The 15,438-nt window shown below is 61.8% G+C and carries 10 protein-coding genes and 1 tRNA gene; 5 read left to right on the forward strand and 6 right to left on the reverse strand.

The features are described 5' to 3' along the window. The first annotated feature begins 24 nt into the window (after positions 1 to 24). From ACYU70_RS08830 to ACYU70_RS08845, 4 genes are all read left to right on the forward strand, one after another. Positions 25 to 606 carry a C40 family peptidase gene (locus tag ACYU70_RS08830; RefSeq protein WP_342299539.1) on the forward strand — a complete coding sequence of 194 codons (582 nt, stop codon included), beginning with the start codon at positions 25 to 27 and terminating at the stop codon, positions 604 to 606. A gap of 148 nt (positions 607 to 754) precedes the next feature. Then, a complete protein-coding gene (locus ACYU70_RS08835; protein WP_342299537.1) occupies positions 755 to 4,198 on the forward strand; it encodes a TonB-dependent receptor in 3,444 nt (1,147 codons plus the stop codon). 36 nt (positions 4,199 to 4,234) lie between these two features. Then, entirely contained in the window at positions 4,235 to 4,804 is a 570-nt protein-coding gene (locus ACYU70_RS08840) for a hypothetical protein (RefSeq protein ID WP_342299536.1), read from the forward strand. Between the two features lie 316 nt (positions 4,805 to 5,120). Beyond that, positions 5,121 to 5,194 (forward strand) — tRNA-Ala (locus ACYU70_RS08845). Positions 5,195 to 5,328: 134 nt separating this feature from the next. Here the strand turns inward: ACYU70_RS08845 and cysK are convergent. Both cysK and ACYU70_RS08855 read right to left on the reverse strand, forming a co-directional pair. Next, positions 5,329 to 6,252 (reverse strand): cysteine synthase A, encoded by a 924-nt coding sequence (gene cysK, locus ACYU70_RS08850; protein WP_342299535.1) that lies wholly within the window; start codon positions 6,250 to 6,252, stop codon positions 5,329 to 5,331. A 95-nt stretch (positions 6,253 to 6,347) separates the two neighbouring features. Further along, positions 6,348 to 7,196 carry a serine O-acetyltransferase gene (locus ACYU70_RS08855; RefSeq protein ID WP_460615964.1) on the reverse strand — a complete coding sequence of 283 codons (849 nt, stop codon included), beginning with the start codon at positions 7,194 to 7,196 and terminating at the stop codon, positions 6,348 to 6,350. A 158-nt stretch (positions 7,197 to 7,354) separates the two neighbouring features. Here ACYU70_RS08855 and ACYU70_RS08860 point away from each other — a divergent pair, with 158 nt between their 5' ends. After that, positions 7,355 to 7,699, forward strand: coding sequence for a cupin domain-containing protein (locus ACYU70_RS08860; RefSeq protein ID WP_342299531.1), 345 nt, complete (start codon positions 7,355 to 7,357; stop codon positions 7,697 to 7,699). Positions 7,700 to 7,795: 96 nt separating this feature from the next. Here the strand turns inward: ACYU70_RS08860 and ACYU70_RS08865 are convergent, their stop codons facing one another. The 4 genes from ACYU70_RS08865 to ACYU70_RS08880 all read right to left on the reverse strand — a co-directional run bounded on the left by ACYU70_RS08865 (position 7,796) and on the right by ACYU70_RS08880 (position 15,398). Next, the gene (locus ACYU70_RS08865) at positions 7,796 to 10,987 is read right to left on the reverse strand and encodes a PAS domain S-box protein (RefSeq protein ID WP_342299529.1); all 3,192 of its coding nucleotides are present in this window, start codon (positions 10,985 to 10,987) and stop codon (positions 7,796 to 7,798) included. A gap of 205 nt (positions 10,988 to 11,192) precedes the next feature. Then, a complete protein-coding gene (locus tag ACYU70_RS08870; protein ID WP_342299528.1) occupies positions 11,193 to 12,008 on the reverse strand; it encodes a mechanosensitive ion channel family protein in 816 nt (271 codons plus the stop codon). A gap of 147 nt (positions 12,009 to 12,155) precedes the next feature. After that, entirely contained in the window at positions 12,156 to 14,204 is a 2,049-nt protein-coding gene (locus tag ACYU70_RS08875; RefSeq protein WP_342299527.1) for a peptidylprolyl isomerase, read from the reverse strand. Between the two features lie 84 nt (positions 14,205 to 14,288). Beyond that, a complete protein-coding gene (locus ACYU70_RS08880; RefSeq protein ID WP_342299526.1) occupies positions 14,289 to 15,398 on the reverse strand; it encodes a glycosyltransferase family protein in 1,110 nt (369 codons plus the stop codon). Positions 15,399 to 15,438 lie beyond the last annotated feature (40 nt).

Here is a 15,438-nt window from a genome sequence, read left to right on the forward strand (position 1 = left end):
ATACTACCGCTGCTGCTGCTGACTTTGGTCTTGTTAGCCGGCTGCCACCGCAAGCTTAACTATCGCGACGGCCAGTACCGCTCGGCCCGCGAAATGGTGCGCCTGAAAAAGGGCGGCCGGGTGAGCCCGACCGGCAAATCCAAAGTCGTCGTCGCGGCCCCCAACGGCTCCAAAACCAAAGTGGTAACCAAGCGCCCCGCCCGCGTGGGTAGCGCCACCGGCACCCTGGCTTCCGTGATTGAGGCTGCCCGCTCCTACCAGGGCACCCCCTACCTGTTTGGCGGCACCACGCGCCTGGGACTCGACTGCTCGGGGCTACTACAGTTGTCTTTTGGCGAGGCGGGTGTCACTATTCCGCGCTCGTCCAACGAGCAAGCCGTGTGGGGCGACCCCGTGAAATCCACTGACTTACGGCCCGGCGATTTAGTATTTTTTGGAGCTTCGCCCGGCAGCCGCACCATCACCCACGTGGGAATGGTGACCGTGGCCGACGATGAAGGCGTGGATTTTATTCATGCCTCAACTTCGCTGGGCGTGGTTGAAAACAGCTTAGAGTCTGACTATTACCTCAGCCGGTTCATTCGGGCCGTGCGGCCCCGCCTATGAGGTATCGGCCCATTACCTTTGCCGGACAAATACCTGATTCCGGCGATATTAATCAATGGTAAAATTTACGTAATATTGGCCCTTTCGGCACCGTCGTACCTTTGTCCCGCTTTTACAAAGCTCACTGTTTCCACCAACCTTTTTCAACATGAATAATTTACGTTTACGCCACCTGCTACTGCTGGCGCTGATGCTCCTGACGGCCCGCCTGGGCTGGAGCCAAGGCGCGACCACAGCAGCCATGAGCGGAGTTATCTCCGATAAAAACGGCGCGGGCCTGCCCGGCGCTACCGTAATTGCCATTCATACCCCCACCAACACGCAGTACGTAGCGCCCACCAACTCCGATGGCCGCTTCAACATCCAGAACATGCGCGTGGGTGGTCCCTACACGGTTCGGGTCACGTTTGTGGGCTACAAAGACATTTCCCGCGAAGGCCTGTTCCTGAGCCTGGGCCAGAACCAGCGCTTCGACCAGACCCTGAGCGATGCCACCACCGAGCTGTCGGAAGTAACCGTGAGCGGCCGCCGCGACCCGGTTATCAACGCCGGCCGCACGGGTGCCAGCACCACGGTGCAGCGCGAGCAAATCGAGCGCCTGCCTTCGCTGAGCCGCTCGTTTGCCGACTTCACCCGCCTCACGCCCCAGGCCAGCGGCACGGGCAACAACAGCTTCGGTGGCCGTAACGGCAACTTCAACAACATCACCATCGACGGTGCCATCTTCAACAACTCCTTCGGCCTGAGCGGCACGGTGGGCGGGCAGGCCAACGCGCAGCCCATCTCGCTGGACGCCGTGCAGGAAATTCAGGTGAACCTGGCCCCCTTCGACGTGCGTCAGGGCTCGTTCACGGGTGCCGGCGTAAACGCCGTAACCCGTTCGGGCACCAACGACATCTCGGCTTCGGTGTACGGCTTCCGCCGTTCCAGCAGCTTGGTGGGCACGAAAGTGCGCGACATCGACCAAGTTTTCCCCGATTTCTCGCTGACCCAGCTGGGTGCCCGCGTGGGTGGCCCAATCATCAAGGACAAGCTTTTCTACTTTGTGAGCGTGGAAGGTGAGCGCCGCGACGACCCGCCCGGAACCTACGTGGCCAACCGCGCCGGTCTGCCCATCCCCAGCCCCAACAGCACGACTTCGGCAGCAGCTGCCACTGACCTTGACGTCCTGTCAGGTTTCCTGCAAGACAAATACGGCTACAGCACAGGTGCCTATGAAGGTTACAAGCTGGCACAGAATTCGGATAAGATTACGGCCAAGCTGGATTGGAACATCAACTCCAAGAATACCTTCTCCATCAAGTACAACTACCTGAAGTCGTACCGTGACGTACAGCCATCCAACTCGGGCTCGCCGACGGTAACGGGTGGCCGCGGCATGTCGACCAACACGCTGCCTTACCAGGCTGCTTTCTACCGCATCAACAACAACCTCAACTCGTTTATTGCCGAGTTGAACTCCACCTTCGGCAACGGTATTTCGAACCAGCTGCAGGCCGGCTTCACGGCTCAGCGCGACTTCCGTTCGTCGCTCGGCGGTGCTCAGTTCCCCTTCGTTGACATCCTGTACAACGCCAACGGCCCTGGTGCCAGCGGCAACGAATTCACTTCGTTCGGCTACGAGCTGTTCTCGCCCATCAACATCCTGAACTCGGATATCTACCAGTTGTCTGACAACATCAGCAAGACGGTGGGCAACCACGTGCTCACGCTGGGTACTTACAACGAATACTACAAGTTTGAAAACGGCTTTGCCCCGGACCTCTACGGCCGCTACCGCTTCAACTCGCTGACCGATTTCTACAACTCAGCCGGCTATAACTACGACCCTGCAGCAGCTATTGGCAGCCAGATAACGGCCCGTCCAGGCGGTGCCCTGGCTTCGGCTACCAACAACTACACGGTACGCTACCCGCTGAACGTGGATAACGGCAACCCCGGCCTGAGCTTCCCGCTAGCCCAGACCAAAGCGGCCCAGCTGGGCTTCTATGCCCAGGATGAGTGGAACGCCAAAACCAACCTGAAAGTGACGGCCGGCCTGCGCATCGACGTACCGATTATCCTCAGCGACCTGCAGCGTAACAACGACGCGGCCAGCATCAAATTCCGCGACGGCTACCAGATTCTGACCGACCAGGTGCAGAAGTCTTCGGTGATGTTCTCGCCCCGCGTGGGCGTGAACTGGGACGTGAACAACGACGGCAAAACCCAGCTGCGCGGCGGCACGGGCATCTTCACCGGCCGTGTGCCCTTCGTGTGGATTTCGAACCAAGCCAGCAACAACGGCCTGCTGGGCGGTGTGTACAGCGCCGGTGGTATTGCCTTCAACTCTACGCCGGGCTTCCTGCCTGCTACGGCCAACATCGACCAGACCAAACTGCCCGCTACCTACAACCTGGCCGTGACCGACCACAACTTCAAGTTCCCGCAGGTATGGCGCACCAACATCGGGGTTGACCAGCGCCTGCCCGGCGACGTGGTGCTGACCCTGGACGCTATTTTCACCAAAGACATCAATGCGGTGTTCTTCGATAACGTGAACCTGCCCAACCCCTTGGGCAACGCCAAAGGCGCCGACACGCGTCAAATCTACCGCGAGCCCACGGCCCTGAACCGCACGACGGCGGCTCCCCGCCTGTCGGATTACCAGGTGAGCCCCAAAATTGTGAGCAGCGACGGAGCCATCGTAATGCGCAACACCAATAAAGGCTATTCCTACAGCCTGACCGCCATGCTGCAGAAGTCGTTCAGCAACGGCCTGGCCGCCAGCTTGGGCTATACCTACTCCGATGCCCGCGACGTGGCCATCGGTGGCTCGACGCCCTTCTCGCTGTGGTCAGCCCGCCCCATCTCGGGCGACCCGAACGCCAACACCCTCGGTTACTCGGATTTCCTGCGCTCACACCGCGTTATCGCTTCGCTTTCGTACCGCAAGGAGTACATCGGCCACTTGGCCACCACCCTCTCGGGCTTCCTCGATTTGGGCCCCAACGGCCGCTACTCGTACGTGTATAACGGCGACATGAACGGCGACGGCGTAGGCAACAACGACCTGATGTACATCCCCCGCAGCCGCAGCGAAATCAACCTGACCAACCTGACGCTGTTCAACGGCACGCCCCAGCAGAGCGTGTACACGGCCGACCAGCAGTGGACGGACCTCGACAACTACATCAACCAGGACAAGTACCTGAGCAAGCACCGCGGCGAAATTGCCGAGCGCAACGGCGCCGTGCTGCCCTGGGTTGGTTTTGTGGATGCCCGCCTGTTGCAGGACGTGTTCACCAACATCGGCAAGAACCGCAACACCCTGCAGTTTAGCCTGGACGTGTTCAACATCGGCAACCTCATCAACCGCAACTGGGGCGTGAGCCAGACGCAGCAGCGCAACTCGCCGCTGTCGTTCGTGGATTACGACCAAGCTTCGGGCCAGCCGCGCTTCAACTTCAACCCCATTGTGAACTCGCGCACGGTATTCCCCGACGGCACGGCCACGACCAGCGTGCAAACGCTGAACACGACGAACCGCTACGTAACCACCGAATCGTCGCGCTACCGCATCCAGTTGGGCCTGCGTTACACCTTCAACTAAGCGCGTAGTCGCCTTCACTTCGTAATCAACGCTAGTATGAAACAGTTAATTTTTGCCCTCCTCGCTGGCCTGACCCTGGCTTCGTGCTCGGAAATCAGCACCGACCCGGCCCCGGCCCGCGTGACCCGCACGGCGCAATCGGTGGCCATCTCCTATGCCCTCACCGCACCCACCGCCCTTGTCGGTGATACCTTGCTGCAAGGTGCCCGCGTGGATGTGTACACGCTGGCGCCGACCGTCAATGCAGATGGTACCATTACCTATCCCGCCATCACGTCGGCCTCAGTACCAGTCTTTACTACCACCAACGTTACCACCACCGCTCAGACGTTCACCATTCCCTTGGCCAGCAGCCTGACCGTGGCGGAGAACACGCCCAACCTGGGCATCCGCGTCGTGCTGAGAACGACTAACCGTCCCGGCCGTCGCACCACCGCTACGGGTAACCCGTTCAACTCGCAACGCCTGACGGCCTCGGTGATTATCAACGGCGCAAGCAAAGCCACCTTTATTCACCAGGGCACGAACTTCTCGAAGACGGCAACGGCCAGTGGTGGATTCTTCACCACTACCACGGATACCAATGTCGCAGCTTACGTTTTCTAGAGCGCAAGCTTTAGCCCGGTTCTCTTAGTTGAGAATTGAGTGCTGGCTTAAACGCCCGCTGTCTTTTGGCAGCGGGCGTTTTGCGTATCAGAAGTAGTTATAACAACGGTGATATGAACCTTTGATAACACCGGCCCCACTCCTTTGCCCCATGAAGCGCATCATCGGTTCATTAACCTCGACATTTTTTGTAGCTGACTTTATGGCAATTGCGTCATTTATCAGAAAATAATGCGTCCAGCACTTGCCAAACCAATATTCGCCCGTACTTTTGTCGAACCAAAGCGCAAATGGCACGGCGGTAAATAACCAATCAGGGGGATTAGCTCAGCTGGCTAGAGCGCTTGCATGGCATGCAAGAGGTCATCGGTTCGACTCCGATATTCTCCACTGAAGAAGTGAATAAAGAAAAAGCCCGTTCAGTTTGCTGAACGGGCTTTTTCTTTGCCCTCCGTCCCTGTCAACGAAAAACGCCCCCAGAAATAAATCCAGGGGCGTTTTCGGTAGTAGTTCGGAGCCGGTGGCTATACGAACAGGCCTTCCACCGACAGGTACCGCTCGCCGGTATCGTAGCAGAAGGTGAGCACGCGGCTGCCCTGCGGCATATCGGGCAGCTTCTTGGCGATGGCGGCCAGCGAGGCCCCCGACGACACCCCCACGAAGATGCCTTCCTCGCGGGCAGCACGGCGCGTCATTTCGTAGGCTTCGGCCTGCGATACCTGGATGGTGCCGTCGAGGATGTCGACGTGCAGGTTATCAGGGATGAAGCCGGCCCCGATGCCCTGGATGGGGTGCGGCCCCGGCGCGCCGCCGCTGATAACGGGCGAAGCCTCGGGCTCAACGGCGAAGGTCTTCATGTTGGGAAAATGCGGTTTCAGTGTTTCCGTCACGGCCGTGATGTGGCCGCCGGTGCCCACGCCGGTGATGTGGAAGTCGAAGCCCTCGGGGGCATCGCGCAGAATTTCCTGGGCCGTGGTTTCGGCGTGGATTTTAGGGTTGGCGGGGTTGGAAAACTGCATGGGCATCCAGGCCCCGGGGGTGCTAGCTACTATTTCGCGGGCTTTCTCGATGGCCCCTTTCATGCCTTTTTCGCGGGGCGTGAGTTCCAGATTGGCCCCGTAGGCGGCCATGAGGCGGCGGCGCTCGATGCTCATGCTTTCGGGCATCACGAGGGTGAGCTTGTAGCCTTTCACGGCGGCTACCAGGGCCAGGCCCACGCCGGTGTTGCCGGAAGTGGGCTCCACAATCAGGCTGTTTTTGGTGATGATGCCGTCCTTCTCGGCCTGCTCAATCATGCTCAGGGCAATGCGGTCTTTGATGGACCCGCCGGGGTTGGCGCGCTCCAGCTTCACCCACACTTCCACATCGGGGCGGGTGGCGGCAAATATGCGATTGAGGCGCACCAGCGGTGTGTTGCCGATGGTGTCGAGAATAGAATTGGCTTTCATGCGGCGAAATGGTGATGTGTGAGATAGTGAGTTGAAAGACCGTCATGCAGAGCATTGTGCCTGATGCGCAGAATGCTCTGCATGATGGTCAAGACCTAGATGGAAAAAACCAGTTCGGCGGCCGGGTCGACGTTGCGCGAAATCTGGATGTGGGCCCGGTGGTACACCCGCGAATGCGAGGGTACGCTTTCGGTCAGCCACACGTTGCCGCCGATGATACTGTGTGCCCCCACCACCGTGCTGCCCCCCAGGATGGTAGCGCCGGCGTAAATAACCACATGGTCTTCAATGGTGGGGTGGCGCTTAGTGCCCTGCAAGCCCTTGGTGACGCTGAGCGCGCCCAGCGTCACGCCCTGATATATCTGCACGTTGGCCCCGATAATGGCCGTTTCGCCGATGACGAGGCCCGTGCCGTGGTCGATGCAGAAGGCCGGTCCGATGTGCGCCCCTGGGTGAATATCGACGCCGGTGCGCTGGTGGGCATACTCGCTCAGCAGGCGCGGCAGGCGCGGCAGCCCCCGCTGGTGCAGGGCGTGGGCCAGCCGGTAGAGCGCCGTGGCGTAGAAGCCCGGGTAGGAGCTGATGATTTCGGCCAAGCCCTGGGCGGCCGGGTCGCTGGCCAGAATGGCGCTGGCATCGCGCAGCAGGGCCGCCCGCAGGGCTGGCAGCTGGGCCGTGAACTCATCGGCCAGGGCGGCGGGGGTGGCGGGCAGGGCGGGCACATCGGCTAGCAGCACGGCCAGCTCGGCCCGGAAGTATTGCAGTTCGGCCTCCACGGCATCAGCATTGGGCAAGGGCCGCTCGGCACGCTGCGGGAAGAGCAGGGCGAGCAGGCCATCGGCGAGGGCGCAGAAGGCCGCACCGGGCAGGGCGTCAGGGGCTACGGAGTGGGCGTGCGCCAACTCTTCGGCAAAGGAATGGGGAAGCACGGGGGCTAGAAACATAAGCAAAAGAACCAGTGGAATCAACCAGCAGCGGAGGGGAAGGTTTTGGACGATGGGGCAACGGCGGCGCGGCCTTCGCCGTTTAGCCAGTGCCCCGCCGACCATTGTGGCCGCCGGGCCAAAAGATACTCTTGTTTTTCTCCTTTTCCCGCATTGTCATGGCCGCCGATACCTCCATCACCAAAGTTGATTCGCAGTACTCCCCTACCGGCCCCAACGGCGAGAAGTACCTGGCCTCGGGCACGCACATCGCCATGCGCATGTGGGAAAACGAGCAGCCGGGCGAGCCCAAAGCGCCGGCTACCCGGCCCTACGAAACAGTAGGCTACGTACTCAGTGGCCGCGCCGAGCTGCATCTGGCGGGCCAGATGGTTATTCTGGAGCCCGGCAACTCCTGGGTAGTGCCCAAGAATACGGAGCACACTTATAAAATTCTGGAAAGCTTTTCGGCCGTGGAAGCCACGTCGCCACCGGCGCAGGTGCATGGCCGCGAGGAGAAATAAGCAGCGGCCTCAGTACTCCTGCCTTGCGGGCCCAGCGATGAGCGCCAGGCCGTGGCTACGCCGAAACTGGTGAACCGTTAGCATGGCCGCCAAAAGTTAGTCGGCGGCGCGGGCCGGGGCCACCACGGCCCAGTCGTACACCATTTTCAGCAGGGAGACTTCCTGAAAAGGCTTGGTGAGGTAGTCGTTCATGCCGGCGGCCAGGCACTTGGCCCGCTCGCCGGTGATGGCGTTGGCGGTGAGGGCGATGATGGGCACGGTGAGGCCCATTTCCTGGCGCAGGATGCGGGTGGCTTCGTAGCCGTTTTTGATAGGCATCTGCACGTCCATCAGAATCAGGTCGAAAACTTGAGTGCGGGCCATGTCCACGGCGGCCTGGCCGTTGGGGGCTTCCGTCACGCTCATGCCGGCGTTGGTGAGGAAACTGTTGGCCAGCATGCGATTGAACAGGTTGTCTTCGACCAGCAGAATGTGCTTGCCGTGCAGCTCCTGCTGCAAGCCATCGAGGTCGCCGGGGTCTTTCGTCGAGAGGTGGTGGGCAGTGCCCACGGGCAGGCGCAGGGTGAACCGGCTGATGGTGCCGTGGTTTTTCCGGCTTTCGATGCGCAACTCGCCGCCCAGCAGGCGCACCAGCTTTTTGCTGATGCCCAGGCCCAGCCCGGTGCCGCCAAACTGCCGCGTCACGGTGGAATCTTCCTGGCTGAAATCGTCAAAAATGTGGCTCAGGTACTCGGCTTCGATGCCGATGCCGGTATCCTCAACGGTGAATTCGGCCAGCGCTTCGTCCGGATTGGAATGGTTGAGCCGCTGGCAGCGGATGCTGACCGTGCCCTGCTCGGTGAATTTCACGGCATTGCCCACCAGGTTCAGCAGTACCTGGATGAGGCGGAAGGGGTCGCCGAGCGCCACCTCGGGCATGGCCGGGTCAAGGTTCGCGATGAATGTGAGGCCCTTTTCCTCAGCTTTGTATTGCAGGGTTTTCTTGACCTGGGCACAGACACTCCCGGGGCTGAACCCGATGTGCTCGATGGCCAGCTGACCGGCATCAATCTTCGAGAGGTCGAGGATGTCGTTGATGATAACGAGCAGGTTTTCGGCCGAGGCCGTGATGGCGTGCAGGTAGCTGGCCTGCGGCGCCGCCAGCGGGGTTTTGGCCAGTAGCTGGCTCATGCCCAGAATGGCGTTCATGGGCGTGCGGATTTCGTGGCTCATGTTGGCCAGGAAATCCTGCTTGGCGCGGGTGCTGCTTTCGGCCTGCACTTTGGCTTCGCGCAGGCTGGTTTCGAGGTGCTTCTGGATGGTCACATCGAGGTAGATGCCAATGGAGCCGATGTGCCGCTGGTGCTCGTCGTAGAGCGGAGCGCCGCTCACCAGCAGCCACTTGCGCTCGCCGGCTTTGGTGGTCACCACAATCTCATAGGAATCAGAAATACCGTGCTCGCGGGTGCGCAGCTTGCTTTCTACCAGCTCTAGGTCGGGGCCGGTGAGCAGCAGCGGCGAGAGTCGCTGGCCGGCCAGCTCGTCGGTGCAGTAGCCGGTCATGTCGCAAAAGCTCTGGTTGGCGTAGAGCAGATGGTCGTTCAAATCGGCCTCCACCAGCCCCAGCGACATGTTTTCGATGATGCCCCGGTACTTTTCCTCGCGGCGCTTCAGGTCCTCTTCGGCCTTGATGCGGGCCGTGATGTCTTCGTACTTCCAAAGGTGGCCGATGTAGCGCGGGCCGTCGAAGATGGGCGTGAAGGCCCGCTGAAGGGTGCGGCCGTCGCGCAGCGGAATAATATCGCCGGTGGCGGGCTGGCGGCGGCGCAGCAGGGCCGCGATGCGGGCCACGTACTGGTGCGGCTTCTTCACATACTTGCGGGAGCCTTCGGTGAGCCAGGCCCCGTTGCGGCCGTGCAGCTGAGCAGGAGCCACGGGCACCTCCAGCAGCTGGCAAAAGGCCTCGTTGGTGAACACGATGCGGCGGGTTTCGTCTTCCAGCACTAGGCCATCCTGGAAGTGCGCAATCACGGCAGCCAGCTGCTGGTTCGACGTATCGAGGGCTTCTTCGGCATCTTTCTGGGCCGAGATATCGCTGTGCAGGCCGCTGAGCATCAGGGGCTGGCCGGCGGCATCCCAGACCGTGATGGCGGCGCGGCTCAGCACCCATTTATAGTTGCCGTCGTGGCAGCGCATGCGGTATTCGGCGGTGGCCATTTTCCCGCCGGCAAGGACGTAGTTGCGCACTATCTTCTGCACCTGCTCCAGGTCATCGGGGTGCACATGCGTGAGCCAGTTTTCGTAGTCGTTCGGAAAATCGTCCTCCTGATAGCCCAGCATGGCTTTGTATTCCGATGAGAACGAAATTTTATGGGTGCGCAGGTTCAGCTCCCAGCCCCCGTCGCCGAAGCCTTCCATGGCCAGCCCCAGCCGGAGGTTGCTGTCGCGCAGGGCGCTTTCGGCCAGCTTGAGGGGCGTCACATCAAGCAGAATTCCGCTGTACGTCACCCAATCGGGGCCAAAGCTGGTCACAATCGAGCTGCCCCGCAGCCAGCGGATGGGCTGGCCAGGCACCACAATGCGGCCTTCGTACACCCACGGAGCACGGTTGCGGGTAGCATCGTCGAGGGACTGCAGAAACCCTTCCAACTCTTCCGGATGGATGAAATCAGTCATCCGGCTCAACTCCTGCGGGGCGATGCCGAACAGCTCCTGCACCTTGGGGCTCACGTAATCGAAATAGAAGGTGCCGTCGTTCTTTTTACGCCACTCGTAGAGCACGCCGGGCACGTTTTCGGCCAGGTCTCGGAAGCGCCGCTCGCTGTCCACCAGCCGCAGCTGGGCTTGTTTCCACTCCGTAATGTCTTCGAGCAGGCCCACGAAATGGACCACGCCATCGTCCGTTCCTGCCACCGGCCGCACGTTCACGCGCAACCAGCCCCCCGAGCCCGGCCGCGGATTAACCACCTCGTATTCAAACGGCTCGTGCCCCCGCAGGCTGTCGCGGATGTGGGCCACCGTGGCCGCATCGCGCAGGCTGGGGCGCAGGAACGATTCGGGCTTTTTGCCAACTACTACGCTCATTTCCAAGCCACAGAGCTTCGTAAAGCCCTTATTTACCCACTGCACGTAGCCGTCACCATCGGTCAGCACCACGGCCGTGTGCTGTTCTTCGAGCAGGTAAGCCAGCAGGCTGGGCGGCACATAAGCCGCCGCCGGGGGCGCGGTGGCTACCGCCAGCTGGGCCCGCAGGGCCGCATTCGCGGCTTGCTGCTGGGCTAATGCTACTTCAAGCTCGGCATGGGTCATAGGAATGCGTCAGCTAAAAGTTCTTCGGTAGGTGAATGAACGCTGCGTAAGAGACGATGCCGAGGCCAGGGCTGGACAGAGCGCGGGCCAACGAGAAGCCAATCAACATTTAGCCAATCCATTAGTACTACGACACTATTGGCCAAGCATACGAGAGTCAGAACCGGCGCGGACTTTAGCGGCCGGTTTTTCTCAGCGCCCGGCCTTAGTCGGGCAGGGTGCGCACGTAGCTGTGCTGCACCGGCACCGGGCTGCCCACGCCCTGCTGGGCCAGGGCCCGCTGGAGTTGCTCGATGAGGCGGCCCTGGGCCGGGCCACTGCGCCCGGCCGGCGTGTAGGCCCGGAAGGCCACCGTCATGCCCCCCGGCTTGAGGGCCGTGACTGCTACCTGCGGGGCGGGAACTTGCAGCACGTCTTCATCGGCCTGCAGCAGCGGGATGGCCCAGCCGCGCAGCGCCGCCAGGTCGGTGGCGTTGTCGAGGTCGGCCACGATTTCGACCAGGGCCTTGTTCTGGGCCGTTTTGTTGATAATGACGTTGTTGGACGTAGCGCCGTTGGGCAGGATGATGGTGTCGCCCTGCGGCGTGACGAGGATGGTATTGAAAATCTGGATTTCCTTCACCTCGCCCGATTTGCCCTGCGACTCAATGGTATCGCCCACCACATAAGGCTTGAAAATGAGGATGAGTACGCCGCCCGCGAAATTGGCCAGCGTGCCCTGCAACGCCAAACCCACCGCCAGCCCCGCCGCTCCTAGAATGGCTACAAACGACGTGGTTTCAAAACCCACCATACCGGCCACCGATATGAGCAGCAGCACTTTGAGCACGATATTGACCAGGCTAGTCAGGAACGAGGCCAGCGACACATCGAGCCGCGTGGCAGCGGTGGCAATAATGCGGCTGGCCCAGCCAATGAGCCACCAGCCCACCACCAGCGCCACCCCGGCCATGAGCACGCGGGGCAGGTAGAGAATTGCCAGAGCTTGCAGTTGCTGGGCGTAGGTGCTGACTTGGTTCATAGCGGCAAAGGAAGAGGAAAGGGAAAAGAATGGAAAGTAGAAACGTCATGCTGAGCACAGCCGAAGCATCTCTACTGCAATAGTAAACCTAATCGATTGGATTATTACTGCGGTAGAGCTGCTTTGGCTGCGCTCAGCATGGCGTTCTTATTCCTTACTTCCGCTCCCCGGCCCCACCAGCTCCACGCCCAGAATCTGGTCGCCGATGTCGAGCTTGTGCACCACGTCCATGCCGCCTACTACCTGGGCAAAAATGGGGTAGCGGCCGTCCAGGTGCGGCGTGGGCGTGTGGGTGATGAAGAACTGGCAGCTCTCGGTGTCTTTGCCGGCCGAGGCCAGGCCCACGCTGCCTTCCTCGTAGCGCAGGTCGCCGAACTCGGAGCGCAGGTTGTAAGGGGCGCTGCCGTTGCCATCGCCGCGCGGGTCACCGCCCTGGGCCACGAAATTTGGCACCACGCGGTGGAAATACAGGTTATCGTAGAAATGCTGGCCAATGAGCGTGACGAAGCTGGCCACCGCGCCGGGCGCTTCCTCGGGCTTCAATTCCAACAAAATAATGCCCTTGCTGGTGCGCAGCCGCACTTGCTGCCCCAGTGGCACGCCCTGCACCACCGTCCAATCGATGGGGTGCTGCGCGGCCGTGGCCAGCGGCGAAGGGGTAGGCTTCGGGGCTTTAGTTAGTTTGTCGAGGGCTTGCTGAAGCCCCTGCCAGGCTTCGATTTCGGTGGGTAGCTGCAATTTGGTCTGGGCGGCGCGCAGGGCGGCGAGGTCGGCCGGCTGCGCTTCGGGGTAAAGCTTGGCATCGGCCAACGCCTCGGCGGCGGTGCCGAGCTGGGCCACGTCGCCGCTGGCCAGGGCCTGGCGCATGGCGGCGGCAAAATCGGCTTGCCGGCCGGCCGGAAAATCGGCACTGCGGCGCATGGTGAGCAGTGCCCCCAGCGCGTAGCCCGCCACCACCGGCGACTGCCCCGCCGCGAAAGCCTCGGTTCGCACGAAGTCGAACGCGGCCGGGTCTTCGCTCAGCGCTTCCAGCAAAAAGCCCTTTTCATATACCGTGGGCGCCGTTGGGTAGCGTTTCTCAATGGTTTCGACGAGGCTGGGGCGGGCCGCCGGGCTGGCGTGGCGCACGGCCGCTCGCAGCAAAGCAGCGCGCACCCGCACCGAAGCCTGCTTGTTGCCATCGGCCAAAGCGGCTAGGGCCGCGCCCGATTCGCCTTTAGCGTGAGCCAGCAGCCACTCGGCGGCCGTGAGCGCCACGGCCGGCTGGTCGCGGTTGAGGGCCGTGAACACGGCTTTACGGCTGCCCGCATAGTTTTCTGTATCAAAAGGCAACGCCCGAATGGCGCTGAGCCGCACGCGGTAATCGGGGTCTTTGGTGGCGAGACGAGTGAGCACAGCGGCCGATGCTCCGACCTTCGCCGGCGTAGCCACGGGCGCAGTAGCAGCACTGGGCACCACCGCCGCGATTCGGCCCAGCGTGGTAACGGCCGCTGCCCGCACGGCATACGACCGGTCTTTCTGAGCCAGGCGCAGCAGCGTGCTTTCGGCCAGTCGGGCCAAATCCGCATCGAGGCCCCGGGTTCGCGAAAGCGCTACTACGGCAGCCAGCCGGCCGCGCCCGGGCAGCTTGGGCGAGTTCAGCACGGCCACCGTGCGCCGGATGGTTTCGGGCGAAGTGAGGCCGCGCAGGGCGGCGCGGCTCAGACCCCAGGCCAGGGCGGCAGCGCGGGACGTGTCGTTCAACATCTCGACGCGCCAGAGCTCGGGCAGGCTATGGCGGGTGACGGTGCGGCCCAGCGCCTCATGCACGTAGCGGCGCACGAGGCCGTCGTTTTCCTTGAGGACGCGCACGCGCAGGCTGTCCACGGCGGTGCTGTCGCCGGTCTGGCCCAGGGCGTAGGCGGCGGCGCGGCGCACGCCAGAGTCGGCATCGCGCAGCAGCGGAATGAGGCCGGGCACGGCTGCCGGGGCCTGCACCGAGGCCAGCGCCAGCGCGGCCTCGCGCCGGTAGGTGGGGTTTGAATTCGTCAGAAAAGGCAGAATGGCGGCGGTGTTGCGCTCGTCCTGCGCCGTACCGATTTGGCGGATGGTGGCGTCGTGGTATTTGTTGGCGAGGCCGGTGCTGGGGCGCGGCGTGCGGGCGCAGGCGGCCGCCAATAACAGCAGCGGCCAGAAACGAAGGGTACGGAAAGGCATAAGGGAGTTGTAACGCGTGCTTTAGCTTGCGCTTACGGGACAAGGGTAGTTATGGCTGGACCGGGGCGCAAGCTAAAGCATGCGCTACTCGCCACCCCAGGATTCCTCCTGCGGCGCGGCTTCGCTGGGCAGATATTCCGTTGCAATGTCCTTCAGCAGCGCATCCAGCCCGGCAAACAGCACGTTATTTCCTTTCTGCCGATAGCCAGCCAGGGCCGTTTCAAAGTTGCTCAGGCCGTAGAGAAACGCCCGCAGGTTATCGGCCGTGATGGCCTCGAAATGCCGGCCGTAGCCCATTTGCTGCACTTCGGCCGCATTCAGCCACTGCTCGAACTGGGCCGGAATGGGAATGGCGCAAATGGGCTTGTGCAGAAACACGGCCTCCGAAATCAGCGAGAAGCCGCCGTTGGTGACCACGGCGCGGGCGCTGGCCAGGTCGGCAATAAAGCCGGCTTCGGAAAAGGCGCAGAGCTGCACGTTGCCGTGACTTTCCTGCTTATTGAAGCCGTAGACGCGAAATTCCTGGTCGGGCAGTTGTTGCAGCAGCGGCACCAGGTTCTGCTGCGTGGTAGCTGATTGATAGACCAATACGTGCTGGCCTTTGGTGGGCATGGCAGCCAGAATCTCGGGCCGGATGATGGGCGGCACCAGCGTGGTGCGCTGCTTGGCCAGCGGCAAATCGAAGAAAGTGGTGACAAAATAGTGGCGGCTGTGCGGCAGCTTGGCCCGCACAATGCTTTTGGCCACCCGGTAGTTTTCGCGCTCCGCTTTCGGCACGGCCACATTCAGCTTGGCCCTGCTGATAATCTGCATATTATCAATGCTGACAATGGGCAGCCGGCGCAGCTTCGCAAACAAAAAACTGAACGATTCAAAATCCGAAACCACCACTTCCGGCTCGAAACCACCCAGCAGCTCACGGTACCGAGCAAAGTTGACGCGCAAATCCTCGGGCGCGGTGCGAAGCGTGAGCACGGCCGTGCGCAGCTTGCTCACCGCCAACCCATTATACGCCAGGTGAAAGCCTCGGATTTCGTGCACCCGGCCGGGGAACGCGGCTGCCAGCATGGTATAGGCGCGGCTGCTGCTCACCACGCGCACCTCGTGCCCCTGCGCCAGCAGGTGGCCGATGACAACTTTGCTGCGGGTGGCGTGGCCCAGGCCCTCACCGGGCACTCCGTATAGAATCTTCATGGGCGCAAAGATGGGCGGTAAAACCCTGTCATTGCGAGGC

Source organism: Hymenobacter segetis (assembly GCF_054776495.1).

Bases quoted from the DNA above. Each gene is read 5' to 3' on its own strand.
- ACYU70_RS08855 (WP_460615964.1), bottom strand. From the start codon at position 7,196: ATGTTTCTAGCCCCCGTGCTTCCCCATTCCTTTGCCGAAGAGTTGGCG.
- ACYU70_RS08840 (WP_342299536.1), top strand. From the start codon at position 4,235: ATGAAACAGTTAATTTTTGCCCTCCTCGCTGGCCTGACCCTGGCTTCG.
- ACYU70_RS08870 (WP_342299528.1), bottom strand. From the start codon at position 12,008: ATGAACCAAGTCAGCACCTACGCCCAGCAACTGCAAGCTCTGGCAATT.
- ACYU70_RS08880 (WP_342299526.1), bottom strand. From the start codon at position 15,398: ATGAAGATTCTATACGGAGTGCCCGGTGAGGGCCTGGGCCACGCCACC.
- ACYU70_RS08835 (WP_342299537.1), top strand. From the start codon at position 755: ATGAATAATTTACGTTTACGCCACCTGCTACTGCTGGCGCTGATGCTC.
- ACYU70_RS08865 (WP_342299529.1), bottom strand. From the start codon at position 10,987: ATGACCCATGCCGAGCTTGAAGTAGCATTAGCCCAGCAGCAAGCCGCG.
- ACYU70_RS08860 (WP_342299531.1), top strand. From the start codon at position 7,355: ATGGCCGCCGATACCTCCATCACCAAAGTTGATTCGCAGTACTCCCCT.
- ACYU70_RS08875 (WP_342299527.1), bottom strand. From the start codon at position 14,204: ATGCCTTTCCGTACCCTTCGTTTCTGGCCGCTGCTGTTATTGGCGGCC.
- cysK (WP_342299535.1), bottom strand. From the start codon at position 6,252: ATGAAAGCCAATTCTATTCTCGACACCATCGGCAACACACCGCTGGTG.